The 16,625-nt window shown below is 64.5% G+C and carries 18 protein-coding genes; 10 read left to right on the plus strand and 8 right to left on the minus strand.

Annotated features, from left to right (window positions below):
* The first annotated feature begins 382 nt into the window (after positions 1 to 382).
* Positions 383 to 631 (plus strand): hypothetical protein, encoded by a 249-nt coding sequence (locus tag ACOCG7_RS08645; protein WP_073430007.1) that lies wholly within the window; start codon positions 383 to 385, stop codon positions 629 to 631.
* 51 nt (positions 632 to 682) lie between these two features.
* Here the strand turns inward: ACOCG7_RS08645 and ACOCG7_RS08650 are convergent, their stop codons facing one another.
* Positions 683 to 2,962, minus strand: a complete 2,280-nt coding sequence (locus tag ACOCG7_RS08650) for an amylo-alpha-1,6-glucosidase (RefSeq protein ID WP_154873134.1) — start codon at positions 2,960 to 2,962, stop codon at positions 683 to 685.
* Between the two features lie 510 nt (positions 2,963 to 3,472).
* Here ACOCG7_RS08650 and ACOCG7_RS08655 point away from each other — a divergent pair.
* Entirely contained in the window at positions 3,473 to 4,060 is a 588-nt protein-coding gene (locus ACOCG7_RS08655; RefSeq protein WP_421375141.1) for a transposase, read from the plus strand.
* 39 nt (positions 4,061 to 4,099) lie between these two features.
* Here the strand turns inward: ACOCG7_RS08655 and ACOCG7_RS08660 are convergent, their stop codons facing one another.
* Positions 4,100 to 5,365, minus strand: a complete 1,266-nt coding sequence (locus ACOCG7_RS08660; protein WP_421375143.1) for an IS256 family transposase — start codon at positions 5,363 to 5,365, stop codon at positions 4,100 to 4,102.
* A gap of 160 nt (positions 5,366 to 5,525) precedes the next feature.
* Between ACOCG7_RS08660 and ACOCG7_RS08665 the strand changes: the two genes are divergently transcribed.
* Positions 5,526 to 6,080, plus strand: coding sequence for a transposase (locus ACOCG7_RS08665; RefSeq protein WP_421375145.1), 555 nt, complete (start codon positions 5,526 to 5,528; stop codon positions 6,078 to 6,080).
* Positions 6,081 to 6,191: 111 nt separating this feature from the next.
* Here ACOCG7_RS08665 and ACOCG7_RS08670 read toward each other — a convergent pair whose 3' ends face one another.
* Positions 6,192 to 6,482: a DUF1488 domain-containing protein gene (locus tag ACOCG7_RS08670; RefSeq protein WP_073432126.1), complete on the minus strand. Its 291-nt coding sequence runs from the start codon at positions 6,480 to 6,482 to the stop codon at positions 6,192 to 6,194.
* A 399-nt stretch (positions 6,483 to 6,881) separates the two neighbouring features.
* Here ACOCG7_RS08670 and ACOCG7_RS08675 point away from each other — a divergent pair, with 399 nt between their 5' ends.
* Entirely contained in the window at positions 6,882 to 8,885 is a 2,004-nt protein-coding gene (locus ACOCG7_RS08675; protein ID WP_421375147.1) for a sigma-54-dependent Fis family transcriptional regulator, read from the plus strand.
* A 151-nt stretch (positions 8,886 to 9,036) separates the two neighbouring features.
* Complete coding sequence (locus ACOCG7_RS08680) at positions 9,037 to 9,345, plus strand: 2Fe-2S iron-sulfur cluster-binding protein (RefSeq protein ID WP_073432124.1); 309 nt, start codon at positions 9,037 to 9,039, stop codon at positions 9,343 to 9,345.
* Between the two features lie 54 nt (positions 9,346 to 9,399).
* Here ACOCG7_RS08680 and ACOCG7_RS08685 read toward each other — a convergent pair whose 3' ends face one another.
* From ACOCG7_RS08685 to ACOCG7_RS08695, 3 genes are read right to left on the minus strand one after another with little or no spacing between them, the layout of a single operon-like run.
* Positions 9,400 to 9,591, minus strand: coding sequence for a YqaE/Pmp3 family membrane protein (locus ACOCG7_RS08685; protein ID WP_073432123.1), 192 nt, complete (start codon positions 9,589 to 9,591; stop codon positions 9,400 to 9,402).
* Positions 9,592 to 9,617: 26 nt separating this feature from the next.
* Complete coding sequence (locus ACOCG7_RS08690; RefSeq protein WP_073432122.1) at positions 9,618 to 9,812, minus strand: DUF1653 domain-containing protein; 195 nt, start codon at positions 9,810 to 9,812, stop codon at positions 9,618 to 9,620.
* Positions 9,813 to 9,865: 53 nt separating this feature from the next.
* Positions 9,866 to 10,510, minus strand: a complete 645-nt coding sequence (locus ACOCG7_RS08695; protein WP_073432121.1) for a helix-turn-helix transcriptional regulator — start codon at positions 10,508 to 10,510, stop codon at positions 9,866 to 9,868.
* A 295-nt stretch (positions 10,511 to 10,805) separates the two neighbouring features.
* Between ACOCG7_RS08695 and ACOCG7_RS08700 the strand changes: the two genes are divergently transcribed.
* The 5 genes from ACOCG7_RS08700 to ACOCG7_RS08720 all read left to right on the plus strand — a co-directional run bounded on the left by ACOCG7_RS08700 (position 10,806) and on the right by ACOCG7_RS08720 (position 14,468).
* Entirely contained in the window at positions 10,806 to 11,024 is a 219-nt protein-coding gene (locus tag ACOCG7_RS08700; protein ID WP_073432130.1) for a hypothetical protein, read from the plus strand.
* A 534-nt stretch (positions 11,025 to 11,558) separates the two neighbouring features.
* A complete protein-coding gene (locus ACOCG7_RS08705; RefSeq protein ID WP_073432120.1) occupies positions 11,559 to 11,840 on the plus strand; it encodes a hypothetical protein in 282 nt (93 codons plus the stop codon).
* A 138-nt stretch (positions 11,841 to 11,978) separates the two neighbouring features.
* Positions 11,979 to 12,251, plus strand: a complete 273-nt coding sequence (gene infA / locus ACOCG7_RS08710; protein WP_007177610.1) for a translation initiation factor IF-1 — start codon at positions 11,979 to 11,981, stop codon at positions 12,249 to 12,251.
* Between the two features lie 479 nt (positions 12,252 to 12,730).
* The gene (locus tag ACOCG7_RS08715; RefSeq protein WP_073432119.1) at positions 12,731 to 13,306 is read left to right on the plus strand and encodes an ANTAR domain-containing response regulator; all 576 of its coding nucleotides are present in this window, start codon (positions 12,731 to 12,733) and stop codon (positions 13,304 to 13,306) included.
* Between the two features lie 10 nt (positions 13,307 to 13,316).
* Positions 13,317 to 14,468, plus strand: a complete 1,152-nt coding sequence (locus ACOCG7_RS08720) for a CmpA/NrtA family ABC transporter substrate-binding protein (RefSeq protein WP_421375153.1) — start codon at positions 13,317 to 13,319, stop codon at positions 14,466 to 14,468.
* Positions 14,469 to 14,481: 13 nt separating this feature from the next.
* Here the strand turns inward: ACOCG7_RS08720 and ACOCG7_RS08725 are convergent, their stop codons facing one another.
* Positions 14,482 to 15,936 carry a sensor histidine kinase N-terminal domain-containing protein gene (locus ACOCG7_RS08725; RefSeq protein ID WP_073432117.1) on the minus strand — a complete coding sequence of 485 codons (1,455 nt, stop codon included), beginning with the start codon at positions 15,934 to 15,936 and terminating at the stop codon, positions 14,482 to 14,484.
* Positions 15,933 to 16,604, minus strand: coding sequence for a response regulator (locus ACOCG7_RS08730; RefSeq protein WP_083086414.1), 672 nt, complete (start codon positions 16,602 to 16,604; stop codon positions 15,933 to 15,935). Before ACOCG7_RS08730 ends, ACOCG7_RS08725 begins: the two co-directional genes overlap by 4 nt.
* Positions 16,605 to 16,625 lie beyond the last annotated feature (21 nt).

Here is a 16,625-nt window from a genome sequence, read left to right on the forward strand (position 1 = left end):
GCTGGCCAAATCCGCCAGCCGGCCGGCTATTGAACCCGGGCTGGCGTAAAAAGCCGCTTGCGTGCTCGCTGGCGGACCGCCACGCGAAGATTCACTACCGCTTGCGCAGCGCGCGCCCTATAACGTAGATGCAGGGCGATTATTACGTGTCGGCGGTCCACAAAATTCGTCGACACTGCCAGTTCGCACGCCACTCTCCGTCCGGCAACTCCGCTCGGCGCACTGCACTTCTCTTTTCCGACAACCTGAACCTGGGTCTCGGGCATCAGCCCCGCAGACCCGAAGGACGCGCGCGTCCGACGATCCCAGGTAGACGACGATTTCGGCGCTCGCGAATGTCCATGCGCATGGATCGAAAACCCGATGTTTTCCAGGAGCCAACATGAAAACACGATTGATGATTGCTTCCGCAGCAGGCTTGTTTGTCCTCGCCGGCTTCGCGCATTCGCAAGGGATGCCCGATACGCCGCAGCCTGCCGCGCAGCAAAACGCCACGACCCAGGATGCCGCCCCCGGCGCGGCGACCCAAGCATACGGCGGCATGCCCGATACGAAAATGCAAGCCGGCGCCAAACGTGCAAGACCCTGTGGCACGGGCCCGCAATGCGACCTCTTTTTCGGCGGGAGCTAGACACACACTGACGGCGTCCGGCACGACGACGGAAAACACCGGACGCCTGCGCTATAGCAGCGCGACCACTCGCACATCGCCCTGCTCGGCCGAGGCGACCACCTTCTCGCCGATGCGCCGGAACGTGATCGACACCGACGCATCGCCCACTCGCAAGTCGCCGAGTTCGAGCCAGTCGATACCTTCGGGAAGCATGGGCTGCTCGATCAGCACTTCGCGGCGCTCCGCGTCGATGGTGATGCCAAGGCATGCTTCGAGCATCATGAACGGCGAACCCGCAGCCCATGCCTGCGGCAAACAGGCGACCGGATAAGCGGTGGGCGGCTCGCCACGGCGCCGCGGGAAACCGCAGAAGAGCTCCGGCAAGCGCATGTCGAAGTTGACCGCGGCCTCGAACAACGCCTGCAGCAGCCGCACCGCCGACGCCTTGCCGCCGTAGCGCGACAGGCCGCGCGCGCAGATCGCGTTGTCGTGCGGCCAGACCGAACCGTTGTGATACGCCATCGGGTTGAAACGCGACTGGCTCGCGGCCAGCGTACGCACGCCCCAGCCGGTGTGGAACAGCGCGGAGTCGAGCGCGCGCACCACCGACTCGCCGCGCTCGCGCGTCGGCAGACCGAAGGCGAGCAGGTGCCCCGCGTTCGAGCCCATCACGCGGCACAGTTCGCCGTGGCCGTCGAGCGCGATGCCGTAAAAGCCCGCTTCCTCCATCCAGTACTTTTGCTCGACGCACTCGCGGATGCGCGTGGCGCGCGCCTTGTAGTGCTTCGCCGGGTCGTGCAGGCCGCGCAGCTTCGCGAAGTGCGCCATCGTGTCGAACGCGGCGCTCGCATACGCCTGCACTTCGACGAGCGCGATGGGGCCGTCGGGAAAACGGCCGTCGGCGTGAAACACCGAATCGTGGCTGTCCTTCCAGCCCTGATTCGCGAGCCCGCCGGCCGACTCGCGCTGGTAGTCCAGCAAGCCATGGCGGTTCTTGTCGCACACGCCCGCGACCCAATGCGCCGCGCGCTCCAGCGCCGGCCACAACTCGTCGACCAGCGCGAGGTCGCCGGTGCGCGCCGCGTAGGCGCCGGCCAGCACGATAAAGAGCGGCGTGCTGTCGACGCCGCCGTAGTAGAGCGCGAACGGCACCTCGCCGGTGGCGGCCATTTCGCCCTTGCGCATCTCGTGCATGATCTTGCCCGGCGCGGCGTCGCGAAACGGCGAATTCTCACGCGCCTGATGCTCGGCGAGAAAGCGCAGCACGCCGGCCGCCAGCTGCGGTTGAAGCCACAGTGTCTGCAGCGACGTGATGACCGCGTCGCGGCCGAACGGCGTCGAGAACCACGGGATGCCGGCGTACGGATACGGGCCGGTGGCTAGGTCGGTGGTCAGGAGGCCGAGGTCGGCGAACGAGCGGTCGATCCATGCGTTGAAGAGCGGATTGCTCGAACGCACGCGCGCGGTGACGCGGCGCCGTTCGCGCATGACGAGGTGGGCGTCGACCAGCGCCGCGCGCACCGCGGCGCGGCCCACGCGTGGACGCTCCGCGTCGATTTGCGACAGATGGGCCTCGCTCAACGGATGCAAGGGTTGGGAGACATCGGCGCTCGGCCTGTCCGACTTCGCGACGACCTGCACGGCAACCGACAGATAAATCGACACGCACGCCTGCGCCGGCAGTTTCACCGTGTAGTCGGCGCGATCGGCAAAGAGCTTGTCCGGCTCCGGCGAGAAGGCGATCTGGACGTTGCGCGCCACGTCGTCGAGGCCGAGATAGCCGAGCAGCACCTCGCGGTTCTCGACCCGCGCCGGCTGGATGCGGCCCTGCTTGTCGCGCGTCAGGCCGCGCACTTCGAACATGTCGCGGAAGTCGCTGGCGAAGGAGATGGACAGCGGCACCACGGCATCGCTCGTGCCGTAGTTGGTGAGTTCGATGGCTTCGTTGAGCACGGTGCCCGAGAGCACGCGTATGCGCTCGACGTGGATCACGCCTTCCGGCGTGCTGTCGCCGCCGAGCGGCGGCAACGGACGGTTGGTCAGGTGCGCGGTGAACGAGGTGTTGTCGCTGCTGACGCTGCCCGACAGCAGCGACGGCGCACGGCCGCCGAAGGTGAGGCGGAGTTGCGAGAGGACGCGGGTGTCGTTGACGAACAGGCCGTCGTCGCGGCCGGTGATATCGCCGAGGGGATCGTTGACGATGAAAGTGTCGCCCGACTTCAGCACGTGCTGGGTGGCCGCGGCGACGTTGAGGTTTTCCGTCGGGATGAATGCGCCGTCGGGCTCGGGTTCGCGGTGGTCGATTCCGCCCGAGTGGGATAGGCCGCCGAGGGCTTCTGGCTGCTGCATCAGGGTCGCTCCTATGGGTTCGCTTGCGCGGTTCGCTTTCACTTTTTACTGCCGGTAATGAGGCGTGGTGCGGTCGCTTCCGATTGTAGAGGGTCCGTTCGCGTCAGACGACGTTATCAGGGCGGAGTTTCGGGTTTTTTGTGGCACGGGATGTGCGGTTTTGTTTTTTTGCCTGGCGGCGCGGTTTTTTTTGTGGTGTTAGGGGGTTGGGTTTTTGTTGCTGGGCTTTGGGCTTTGGGCTTTGGGCTTTGGGCTTTGGGCTTTGGGCTTTGGGCTTTGGGCTTTGGCCTTTGGCCTTTCCTTGATTTGTTAGTGGTCTATTAGTGTTGCCCCTGTGCGGGGCAATGCTCTCAACTTAAGCCTCAAAGAGCTTGTAAACGAGGCATTGCCCCTGTAAACTTCATCGCATAACTCACTGATAAATCAACGATATGAACTCAAATACCAGCGTCCTCGCGGCTTCTGGCTGAGTTCTCCGATTTCCTGCTCGATCCGGCGCTCGCCGATCGCGTGCGTCGTTCTCCCACTGCCTTTACCCGCAATCGCACACTGACCTTGCCGCGCATGGCCGCGCTGATGATGTCCGGCATGTGCGCCAGTGTGCAGGCCGAACTTGACGCGCTATTCGGCGCACTGGGAAGCAGCGGCGGGCGCACCCGCGCTGTCAGCGCACAGGCCTTCAGCAAGGCGCGACGGGGAGTGTCTGCCGAACTGTTCGAGCTGGCCCGCGCCCGCCTGATCTCGCTGGCCCAACCCCATATCGATTCGATGCGCTGGCACGGCCTGAGGCTGGTCGCCGCTGACGGTAGCCGCCTGCGTGTGGGCACGCGTCGCGGCCATGAACTGCGCGCCGATCACTACGCGTTTGCGCTGTTCCTGCCGGGTTCCGAACTGACCCTGCACGCTGCACTTCATCCCGCCGACGGCGGCGAGCGGCAGATGCTGTTCGAAGCCCTCGATGTACTGCAACCGCATACCGACCTGCTGCTGCTCGATCGCGGCTATATCGGCAACGCGATGGTGGCGGCGCTCGCACAGCGCGAAATCCCGTTCTGCATGCGCGTCGATGCGCGTAACTGGAAATGCGTCAGGAGATAAGGTCAAGTCTGGTGTATGGGCGGTTAATGGCCGGCGACGTCAAGCGGCGAGTTTCTGCTGAACCGGTTGATCGCCTTGCACCGGCTCGCCGTCCCTGAAGGCAATGCCCTCCAGCAACAGCTTGATCTGCTCAGGGCCGTTGATGCGGCGCCAGGTTTTCTCGGCTTCCTCGATCAGCTTGAATGCCAGACCGAGGAAGGTCGGTCGCGACACGCAGTTGCGCGTGCGCGTGGTGCGATGACGCACGGTCGCGAACGTCGACTCAATCGCATTCGTCGTGCGCAGGTGCTGCCAGTGTTCGGCCGGAAAGTCGTAAAAGGCCAGCAGACTCTCCCGGTCCTTCTTCAGCGTCTCAGTCGCCTTCGGGTATTTCGCCGCATAGACCGTCACGAAACGATCGAACGCGACATACGCGTCGGCGCGCGTCGCGGCCATCCAGATTGCCTGCAGATCCGCCTTCGCGCGGCCTTGCTGCGACTTCGGCAGTGCATTGAGCACGTTGCCCATTTTGTGAAACCAGCAGCGCTGGCCGCGTGTCGCAGGAAACACTTCTTCCAGCGCCGCCCAGAAGCCCATTGCGCCGTCCCCAACTGCCAGGAGTGGTCCGGTCTGCAGGCCACGCGATTTCAGATCGAGCAGCAGCTCCTGCCATGACGCCTTCGACTCGCGATACCCGTCCCCGATCGCGACACGCTCCTTGCGCCCATCCGGCCTGACGCCAATGATCACCAGCAGGCACTGGCCGTCCGAGTTCTCACTACGCAGGCCGGTATGAATGCCGTCGATCCACCAATAGACGTAGCGCGACTTCGACAGATCACGCCGGCTCCAGTTGGCATGCTCATCGGCCCACTGCGCCTTCAGCCGGCTCACCACGTTGGCCGACAGGCCTTTGGCGTCATCTCCCAGCAGCACGCTCAGCGCCTCGCTCATGTCGCCCGTCGAGATGCCTTTCAGATACAGCCACGGCAACGCGGCACTCACGCGCGGCGATTTCCTCACGTACGGCGGCACGATCGACGAATTGAACTTCACACCTGATCCTGATCGATCCCGAACCTTCGGCACCTTCACCGGAATGGGGCCGGCTGCTGTCAGCACCTCGCGCTCCGGCAAATAGCCGTTGCGTACCACGGCACGCTGGCCGTGCAGGGTCTTGACGTTCTCGAACCGTTCCAATAGCGCCGACAGCTCCGCCTCGATGGCCTGCTGAATCACCTGCCGCGCTCCCTGCCGCACCAGTTCGTCCAGACCCAGACCGGCCGCCGATAGACCGACGACTTCTTTTTCCGTAAACTTGCTCATGGTGGATGGTTTGTTGTTTGCTGGTTTCCGACTTCGACAATCAGATTCTCAGCTGAAACCTCCACCGCCTTCAATCTCCCGCCTTAACTCCCCCGTACACCAGTTCCGACCTTAGCTCTGCGTCAGCGCCTTTACCCGCAGCGGTAAAGCCGAGCATGTGGTGACACTGGAAGCGCCCAGCGAACCGGATGCCCGCGCCTATGAACTGGCGCGTACGCCCACGACTGTGCGCCTGATCCGCGACGTCACGCCGGGCGGTCGCGTGCGTGTGCTGATGACCTCGCTGCTCGATGGCGGGCGTTATCCGGCGGCATCGTTCGGCGCGCTCTATCACCAGCGCTGGCGGGTCGAGGAAGCATTCAAACGACTCAAGCACCGGCTGCGGCTGGAAGCCGTCACAGGCCTCGATTACCTGGCGTTACAGCAGGACTTCGGCGCAAAAATCCTCGCCGACAACCTGTGCACACTGCTCAGCGATCTCGATGCGCCGCACGACGACAGACATGCCAGCCGTCCTAACCGGGTGTATGCACTGGGCGCACTCAAGCCCATCCTCGGCGCGTGTCTTCTGCGCATCCAGCGCTGTCTGGACGGCCTCGCCGGTGTGCTGGAAATGATCCACCAGACCCGATGCCGGATACAGCCCTCACGCTCCTATCCAAGACCACCCAGAAAAGCCAAGCCCCACTTCCATCTCGCGTACAAACTCGCTTGATGCAGCGGGGCTTAAGTTGAGAGCATTGCCCCGCACAGGGGCAACGCTAATAGACCACTAACAAATCAGGCAAAGGCCAAAGGCAGCAAAGGCACAGGCACGCAGCCAATTCTAATTCCGCCAATTAGCCTCATAAAACCTCACATACCCACTCCGCAACACAAGACACTGCGCCCGAGTCTCCGACAACAACCGCCGCGTAGCGGCCTCGATCCTGGCCCGATGCGTATCGAACGCCCCAACCATATCCTCCAGCCGCGGCGACGCCGCACCGAAATGATCTTCCAGCGCCTCCGCCGTGATCATGCATTCCACCCTCTCTCCATCGACCATCGCCGGGAATGCCAACGTGAGTTCGCGACCTGAATATTCAGGAGTTTCATTCGGGAAAAGGATCTGCATGGGGTTCACCTGGAAGGTTGATGCTGCGCATGAAGTCGCCGGGTAACGCGCACGCGGGTTGCGTCTGTCGCGCCGGCAGCTCCATCCTCCTTGTCCAATGCTGGTGGCGCGGGCTCGTCACTTCACTGCGACGGCGCCGTCGTTCGCGCTCCGCGGAAGTGATTTGATTCACTTTAGACGAGTTCGGCCGCTCCGCAAGTTTTCCTTTCGTTTGCTTGATCTCAATGCAAGGCGCGGCCCGTCGGACGTCATCGCGAGCGCCGCGACTCCGTTCTTTCCCTGCCATGCGCTTCCCGCCCGGTCCTGTAATATCGGTGTTCGGCCGCGCGCGCCTATGTTGCGCTGCGGCATGCAACGGCGGGCAATGTACCCGCCGCATCCGAACACCGGAGACATGCCTTGACCCTTCGTCCTGCCACGCCGCCCGCCATCGGTCGGCCAGATGTCATCGCGCAAGCTCATGCCCGTTCGCTTCAGATCGGCCTGCGCGCGTCGGAAACGCCGGACTTTCATCCGCTGCGCCGGCCCGCGCTGCGCGAACTGGTCGATCGCAATCAGTCGCTCTATACGCATGCGCTGCCCGTCATGGAAACGCTGCATGCGCAGATCGTCGACACCCAAAGCATGGTGCTGCTCACCGACAATCGCGGGCTGATCCTGCACAGTCTCGGCGACAGCGACTTCGTCGAAAAAGCCAATCGCGTCGCGTTGTGCCCGGGCGTTTCATGGGCGGAAGCGGATCGCGGGACGAACGCGATCGGCACCGCGCTGGTCGACGGGCAGCCGACCGTCGTGCACGCCGACGAACACTTTCTGCACGCGAACCGGATTCTCACCTGCTCGTGCGCGCCCATCGCGGACCCGTTCGGGCGCACCATCGGCGCACTCGACGTGAGCGGCGACACGCGCGGCTTTCATAAGCACACGCTCGCGCTCGTCAGAATGTCGGCGCAGATGATCGAAAATCATCTTTTCTCCAATCAGTTCGCCGACGCGATTCGCGTGCGTTTTCATGCGCGCGCGGAATTCATCGGCACGCTGTTTGAAGGACTCGCGGCGTTCGCGCCGGACGGCACCTTTCTGTCCGCGAATCGCAGCGCTTTGTTCCAGTTCGGGCAACCGCTCGCCGATCTGCAACGGCAATCGTTCGAGGCGCTGTTCGGCGTCGCCTTCCCCAAGCTGTTGCAGCAGCTCACTCGCGCGCCAGGCGAAAGCATCGTGCTGACGCTGCCGAGCGGCGTGCGCGTGCTCGCGCGCGGCGAGTATTCGGCGCCGCGTCATGTCGCGTCGGCTGATGGGGTGGCTCCTGCATTGGCGTCCGCCGGGGCGCGCCGCGCGGCACGGCTGGGTGAGCCGGCGCCGCTCGCCACGCTCGAAACGCTCGATACCGGCGACGCGCAGATGTCAGCGGTTCTGCGGCGCGTCGCGAAACTGCGCGGACGCGACATTCCGATTCTCGTCCTCGGCAAAACCGGCACCGGCAAGGAGTGGCTCGCGCGCGCGATCCACCACGACTCGCCGCGGCGCAACGCGCCCTTCGTCGCGCTGAATTGCGCGTCGTTGCCGGAGACGTTGATCGAAGCGGAATTGTTCGGCTATGAAGACGGCGCGTTTACCGGCGCGAAGAAGCGCGGCAGCGTCGGCAAGATCGTGCAGGCGGATGGCGGCACGCTGTTTCTCGACGAAATCGGCGACATGCCGCTCGCCCAGCAAGTGCGCTTGATGCGCGTGCTCCAGGAGCGCAGCGTCGTGCCGCTCGGCGGGACGGGGGCGGTTCCCGTGGATCTGCGCATTGTCTGCGCGACCCACCGCAATCTGCGCGAGATGATCGAGGCGGGCACCTTCCGCGAAGACCTCTATTACCGGATCAACGGACTCGTCGTGACCTTGCCGCCGCTGCGCGAGCGCACCGATCTCGCGGCGCTCGTCACGCGCATGCTGGCCTTGCAGCCCGACGGCGAGCGCCTGCCGCGCCGCGTCTCCGACGCCGTGCTGGAGCGATTCACGCAATGCCGCTGGCCGGGCAATCTGCGGCAACTGGCGAACGTGCTGCGCACCGCGAGCATCATGGCCGAAGGCGCGGAGCAGATCGAACTGGAGGATTTGCCGGACGACTTCCTGCAGGATTGCGTCGAGGCTCCGGCTAACGAACCTGCGCAATTGCCTGTGGCGTCAGCGTCAGCGTCAGCGTCAGCGTCAGCGTCAGCGAACGATGATGGCGCAAGCGTGGCCATTGAGCCGCCCGCTCAGGCATCGCCCGCCCGGATGGAGGAGTGGCAAGCCACGTTGATCGCGCAAACGCTCGCGCGACTCGACGGAAACGTCTCGGCGGCGGCCCGCGAGCTGGGATTGGCGCGCAATACGGTGTACCGGTATTTGCGGCGCGGCGGCACGACGCATTGAAGCGGCGGACGGCTGAGGCGTACAGGTGAATGCCGCCGTGCGCATGCTTGCGCGTTCGCATGACATGAAGCGCTGCGACGCTCCAGACGCCGGGACGTCCGCGCATTCCGCGCGCCGTGTAAAGTGACGCACTCCGTCACCGATTCACACGATGTCCGACTCCACTCGCTCGCCTCTCGTTCGCGTCGAGCCGCTCGGCACGAGTTTCGAAGCGCCCGATTCGCTCACGATTCTCGAAGCCGCCGGCTTTGCCAATCTGCGTCTGCCGCGTTCGTGCCGTAACGGCACGTGCCGCACGTGTCTATGCAAGATGACAACCGGACGCGTGCGTTACACGATCGAGTGGCCGGGTTTGAGCCGGGAAGAAAAAACGGAAGGCTATATTCTGCCGTGCGTGGCGATCGCGGAAACCGACGTGGTGATCGAAGCGCCGGAGGCGGTCGAATTGCCGCCCCGGTAAATCCGCTCGCCGCAACGCCGCGAACGCCACCGCCGCCACGAGCTATTGCGCGCTTTAACGCCCGCCCATCGCCCGGGCGATTTTCTTATCGGTGTTGTACTGGCTCAGCGCATAGACCGACCAGATCGCGGCAGGAATCCAGCCGATCAGCGTGATCTGCAAGATCAGGCAAATGATGCCGGCAAACGGACGGCCGATCGTGAAGAACTGGAACCACGGCAAAATGATGGCAAGCAATAAACGCATGCGGATTTCCTGTTTGTAATGACCCGTTAGTTGATCGGTGCGAAGCGCGGCACCTTCACGCCGTCCTGTTCGACCAACTCGAAAAACACCGAAGCCGGACGCGTCCAGATCGTACCATTGCTGGCTTTATAGACGATCATCGTGACGCTCGGATCGGACTCCAGCGTCGCCTCGCAAACCAGTTCGTAAATGCCGCCTTTGTAGTGCCGGTAGCGCACCATACGCATCTCCTTGAATTGACAACCGCTGCGCGCTGGCGCCGCGGTTAAAACGTTCAGCCGCCCTCTTTCATCTGCTTCAGAATCTTGTAGACGGTGGCGCGTCCCATCGTCAGCACGGCGGCCACGTAGTTCGCGGAACTGCGGCCGCGAAACGCGCCTTGCGCATGCAGCGCCTCGACGATTTCCCGCTTGTGTTCGCGCGTGAGCGCATTGATGCCGATTTGCCGCTCGCGCAGCCACGTGTGCAGATACGTGTTGATGCGGTCCTGCCAGTCGTCGCGGAACAGATCTTCCGCCGGCGCGTCCGTCAGATTGCCGCCCTTGATGAACAGATCGAGCGTGGAGCGCACGTCCTCGAACACCGCGATATTGAAGTTGATGCACAGCATGCCGGCCGGCTTGCCGTCGTCGTCGAACAGGATGTTGCTCACGCAGCGCATGCGCCGGCCGTCCCAGTTGAGCTTCTCGTAGGGACCGATGGTCCGCCCGCGCGCCGCATAGTGGACCTCGTCGAGCACGGACGGCCCGCCCACTTCGAGCTTCGACAGATTGTTGACGAGATACGCGATGGTCTGATCGCGCAGGTCGTGAATCACCACTTCGGCGCAGGGATAAAAGAGCGCCGCGATGCCGTCGGCGATGGGTGCGTAGCGGTCCAGCAGCAGGTCTTTCACAGGCGGCACGGTTGTCTTGCGCATTGGAAAATCGCAGTGTTCGGAGATGCCGCGCCGCCTTCCCACCAGCTAGGCGACGGCGAAGCGCGACGATTGAGCCGGCGAGCCGGCCACGCGCGGAGCTTGTCCCAAGGCGACCTTCTTCGCGCGACGACTCGCCATTGTAGCGACCCCGCTTAAGGTGCGGCGACCGCGGCATCGGTCACGTCCTCAAAACCAGCGAGCCGCGCGAACCCGCCTGCTCATGACGATTTTTGTCCGCTTGGCGAGCGATTTTTTTTCGTGCGATAAAAGAACCCTCTATTTCACGGAGCAACAGATGGCCACGCTCGAAGCGTTTCGCGCCGTGCTCGACGACGAAGGCACGCCTGAGATCATCCGCAATCACATCATTGATTCGCTGCAATACGCGTTGCGCAATCACGGGCAAATCTTCACGTCGAAGGAAGTCGAATGGCTGGCCGTGTGGGACGACGCGCGCATTCCGCTCGCGGCCTCACGTGAGTTGCAAAAGCGCGTCGCCGAAACTTCCCGCTGAGCCATCGGGCCCTGCGGGCTCTCGCCGCCACGGCGAGAACCCGCACCCGGCGCACCGCTCATGCGCCACGCCATTCAGCGCGCCGCTCTCTCGCGCTCAAAGCCCCGCCACATGGGCGGCTCGCCGGTGCGCGGAACATTTCGCTATCCAATCAGGCCCATTTAGTGCATCATATTGGAATAGCTGTATCCGCATTCGCAGCACTGGCAGCACCAGGCAGTCTCAAACCGGCATCTCCGCACTACCCCCGACTGTTCGACCGCCGCCCGTCGGCGATCCCGTCACTCCGGCAATGCGCCGCATGCATTCGCCGCCGCGAGTTGTGCAGCTGAGTCGTTCAGCTTTACGCGTCCGGTGTCCGCGCGACATCAGCGTGTTTCTTCTCCATCGAATCCGCGCTCAAGCCCTTGCCATCGGGCCTGCTGCGCCAATCTTTTTCCATGGCGGCGCGCCCCAAGGCGCTGCGCCGCCGGCCTGTCGTGCCGCGCGTAACACGCGTGACACGCCGGCCACGTAATACAGGACACATGCTTCATGAATTCAGTTGTCAAGACGTACAAGGGTTACGAAATTCATCCGCTCGTCTATCCGCGCCGCCCGGCGGACGGCCAAACGAGCCGCAATGCCGACGCAGGCTACGACGCGTCGGTGCGCATCTGCCGCGTGGGCGCCAATCCGGCTGCCGACGGGCGCGTGTTCCGTCTGCAATACCTGTTTCCGTTCGACGGCACGGGCAAGGCGCGCATCGCGTGCATGGCGCATGCTGAACAATTGATCGACGGTCGCGTGGACGGCCAGTCCGTCGCCGATCTTTGAGCGGTTTACTATCAGCGCATGGGCTGATGCCGCACAAACAGCGGGCCCAGGAGGGTCTACTGTCAACCGTATCCGATGTTGCGCCGCGCGGCCTCGCCGGCGGTCAACACCCCTTATCCCATCGACCAGGAGTTATGCATGGCGAAAGAAGAACTGCTTGAACTTGACGGTATCGTCGACGAAGTACTTCCGGACAGCCGTTACCGCGTCACGCTCGACAACGGCGTCGTGGTTGGCGCTTACGCGTCCGGACGCATGCGCAAGAACCACATCCGTATTCTCGCGGGCGACCGCGTCACGCTGGAACTGTCGGTCTACGACCTGACCAAAGGCCGGATCAATTTCCGCCACAAAGACGAGCGCGCCACCGGTGGCGGCGGCGCCCGCAACTCGCAGTTCCGTCGCCGTTAAGGCCGACGGCACGCTGAGCGCGTCCCGCGCGTTCCTTGCGTTACCCCATGCAGCTCGTTGCAGCTGTGCTGTTCGCGAAGCCTTTCGCGCGCCTTCTCCGGCTTGACTCGTTGACTCGAGCCTGAGCGGCGCGCTGCGGCGGCGCCGCGTTTCGTCCAGATGTGGTGCTCGATGGTGCATCGGCTTTGCGCCGCTGGCCGACTAGCGCTCCACTCTCTCTCGCTTCCCCTACTGTCCGAACACCGCTCCAGCTTCTTCCCGGCGGCGCTTTCGCGCGCCTGCTCGAACCTGCCGAGCCGATCGGCAAGCGGCCACACAATGCGCCGCTTCGGTGCATCGCTCGCGCATGCCCCGCTTCGGTGCGGCGGCGTCTGCCGGTATCGTGGATAAGTCCGTGATTGCGTTGCTTTCGATGCATCACGACCCCGATGGCACGCTTCTCGCTTAATTGATGTTCAGCCGTCGACGATTCCTACCCCATGCTGCGCGTTCTCCTCGTAACCGATACCGACAAGCCCATCGGCGATCTCCGTGACGCCCTCGCCCGCCTCGGCTACGAGATGCTGGCCGGCACCGCCACGCCGCAAGCGCTGCATCGCGTGGTCCAGAGCGAACGGCCCGACGTGATCATCATCGACACGGAATCGCCCTCGCGCGATACGCTCGAGCAACTCGCGGTGATGAACGCCACCGCGCCGCGCCCGGTGCTCATGTTCAGCCACGACGACAACCAGCAGTTGATCCGCGACGCGGTCGGCGCGGGCGTGACCGCGTATCTCGTCGAGGGTCTCGCCACGGAACGGCTTGCACCGATCCTCGAAGTCGCGCTCGCGCGTTTCGCGCAGGAGTCGCAGTTGCGCGAACGCCTCGCGCAGGCCGAGAGCGAACTCGCCGAACGCAAGCTGATCGATCGCGCCAAACGCCTGCTGATGGATCAGCAGAAAATCACCGAACACGCCGCCTACGCCAGTCTGCGCAAGCGCGCCATGAACCAGGGCGTCAAACTCGCCGAGGTCGCGCGCGCCATCGTGGCGGCGGCCGACCCGCCCAAATGAAGCGCCGCCCATGAACGCTCCCACTTCCCTCGCCTCGCCGCTCGCCTCGGGGCCGCTCGAAAAAACCCATCTGCGGCTCGGCTTCGTCGCGCTCTCCGACGCCGCGCCGCTCGTCGCCGCGAAGCTGCTCGAATTCGGCCACGCGCATGGCCTGACGCTGGAGCTATCCCGTCAGCCGTCGTGGGCCGCCGTGCGCGACAAGCTGCTGTCGGGCGATCTCGATGCGGCGCACGCGCTCTACGGGCTCGTCTACGGGGTGCAACTCGGCCTGGGCGGTCCGCAAACGGACATGGCCGTGCTGATGGTGCTCAACCGCAACGGCCAGGGCATCACGCTGTCGAACCGTCTCGCCGACGCGCTCGCCGAGCAGCGCACGCTGCCCAAGGCGCTCGCGACGCTCGGCCGCAAGCCCGTGTTCGCGCAGACCTTCCCCACCGGCACGCATGCGATGTGGCTGTACTACTGGCTCGCGTCGCAAGGCGTGGATCCGTTGCGCGACATCGAAAGCGTGGTGATTCCGCCGCCGCAGATGGTCGCCGCGCTCGCCGACGACAAGCTCGACGGCCTGTGCGTGGGCGAGCCGTGGAACGCGATGGCCGAAGCCGAAGGCGTCGGCAGGACGATCGCGTATACGAGCGAGGTGTGGCCCGATCATCCCGAGAAAGTGCTGGCCTGCCGGCGCGATTTCGTCAGAGCGAATCCCAACACCGCGCGCGCGCTCGTGCAGACGATGCTCGAAGCCTGCCGCTGGCTCGACGGCGCGGGACATCGCGAGGAAATCGCGCGCTGGCTCGCGCGGCCCGAGTACATCGGCATCGATGAAGCCCTGATTGCCGCGCGCCTCGGCGACGAGATCGCCGCCTCCACGCCGCGCGGCCTGCCCGTGCGTTTCTTCGACGACGGCGCCGTGAACTATCCGCATGCGTTCGAGGGCGCGTGGTTCGTCACGCAGTTCGAGCGCTGGGGCATGATCGACGCGCGCGCGGATTACGCGCAGATCGCGGCGCGGGTCAATCAGACGCAGTTGTATCGCGAGGCGGCCGCAGGCGTGGGCGTGGCGGTGCCCGCCGGTCACACCGCGCAGGTATTCATCGACGGCAAGGTGTGGGGCGACAGCACGCCCTCCGCGGGATACGCGCAAAGCTTCACGATCCGCCGGTAAGGCGCGGGAAACGTCACGCCGGCTCTAATGCCGGAAACAGCACGCTCACCACCAGCCCGCCACCGGGCGCATCGCTCAACGCGATCAGCGCGCCGTGAACGCGCGCGATTTCCCGCACGATCGACAAGCCCAGCCCGCTGCCCTCGACCGTCTGCGTCGCCTCGCTGCGATAGAAGCGTTCAAAAACCGCATCGCGTTCACCAACCGGAATGCCGGGGCCGTTGTCGATCACTTGCAGCAGCGGCTGCCCGTTCTCGCTCGCGACGCGCACGGTGATCACCGCGCCGTCGCCCGAATAACGGATCGCGTTGTCGATCAGATTGCCGACCAGTTCCGCGAGCAGATCGGTCTGACCCATGACCTCGATGCGCTCGTCCTGTTCGAAGCCGAGATCGATGCCGCGCGAGCGCGCCACCGGCGACCAGTCGAGCGTCACGCTGCGCGCCACCTTATGCAGCGGCACCGCGGCATGCTTGACCGTATAGCCGCTGTCCGCGTCGAGCCGCGAGAGCGACAGCAACTGCTGCACGATGCGCACCGCCTGCTGCACCGCGCGATTCAGGCGCCGCAAATGGACGCCTTGCCGGCGATTGCCGCTCGGGTTGTCCTCGCCGCAAGAAGCGGAACCCACACCAACGCCAGCACCCACGCCGTCGCTGTCGCGCAGCGCCAGTTCCGACTCCGCCTGAATCACCGCCAGCGGCGTTTTCAACTGATGCGCGGCGTCGTTGAAAAAGCGCCGGCGCGACAACTGCATCAACTGCGTGCGGCCAATGTACTGATTGATCGAATCGACGAGCGGCGCCACTTCGCTCGGCAGGCCCACGGTATCGAGCGGCGTGGGGTCGTCCTCGGCGCGCGCGGCGACTTTCGCCGACAAGCGGTTCAACGGCCGCAAGCCACGCGCGACCCCCAGCCACACGATGCCGAGCGCGAGCACCACCAGCAGAAATTCCTGTTGCAGCGAGCCGGTGAGAATCTCGCGCGCCAACGCCTGGCGCTGCTCGATCGTTTCGCCGACCCTCACGAGCACCACGCGCGTCTGCGCGCTCGGCACGTCGTGCACGGGCAGCCTCAGCATCGCGATGCGCAGCGGCCGGCCGCGAAACACGCCGTCATAGAACCGCACGCTGTAGGGCTCGGCCGGCGCTTTTTTCGCGTCCGGCAGATCGGGATAGCCCGTCACCACGGCGCCGCCCTCTTCACGAATCTGATAGTAGATATTGCCGCCGCCGTTCGACTCGAACATCTCGAGAGCAAGGTACGGCAGATCGACTTCGATCCTGCCGTCGCGCAAGCGGATGCCGTCGCGTATCGAGCGCAACGAAAATTCCAGCGTGCGATCGAAGGCCGCGTGCGCCGCGTTCATCGCGCGCTGATACGTGAGCCATGCGTCGAACGCGAGCAATAACAGCAGCGGCAACAGCAGCCACAGCGCCACCCGCACGCGCAGATTCGGCCGCGTCATGGGCTTCTGGCTTCCAGCAGATAGCCGAGCCCGCGCAGCGTCACGATGCCGACCGAACTGTGTTCGAGTTTCTTGCGCAAGCGGTGCACGTAAATCTCGATGGCGTCCGCATTCACCGATTCGTCGAGCCCGAAAATTTTCTCCGACAACGTGTCCTTGTTGATCGCGCGACCGTTGCGCAGGATCAGCACTTCGAGCACCGAACGCTCGCGCGGCGTCAACGCGAGCGGTTCGCCGTCGAGCGTGAAGCCGCGATCCACGCTGTCGTAAAGCAGCGTGCCGCATTGCGCATGCAAGGGCTCCTGCCCATGACTGCGGCGCAACAATGCACGCGCGCGCGCTTCCAGTTCGGTGAGCGCGAAAGGCTTGGCGAGATAGTCGTCGGCGCCCAGATCGAGACCGCGCACGCGCTCTTCCACCGAACCGTGCGCGGTGAGGATCAGCACCGGCACCGCGTTGCGGCGCGCGCGCAGACGGCGCAGCACTTCGAGCCCGTCGAGCTTCGGCAAGCCGATATCGAGAATCACCAACGCGTAGTCTTGCGTGCGCAGAACGTGGTCGGCGGACTCGCCGTCATGCATGCAATCGACGGTGAGTTTCGCGCTCGTCAGCGCGTCGGTAAGCGAGCGGGAAAGGATCGGATTGTCTTCGACGAGCAGCACACGCATGAGCAAAATCCCAGGGAAATC

The sequence above is a fragment of the Paraburkholderia sp. DD10 genome, assembly GCF_049177125.1.
In the GTDB taxonomy this organism is placed as follows: domain Bacteria; phylum Pseudomonadota; class Gammaproteobacteria; order Burkholderiales; family Burkholderiaceae; genus Paraburkholderia; species Paraburkholderia terricola.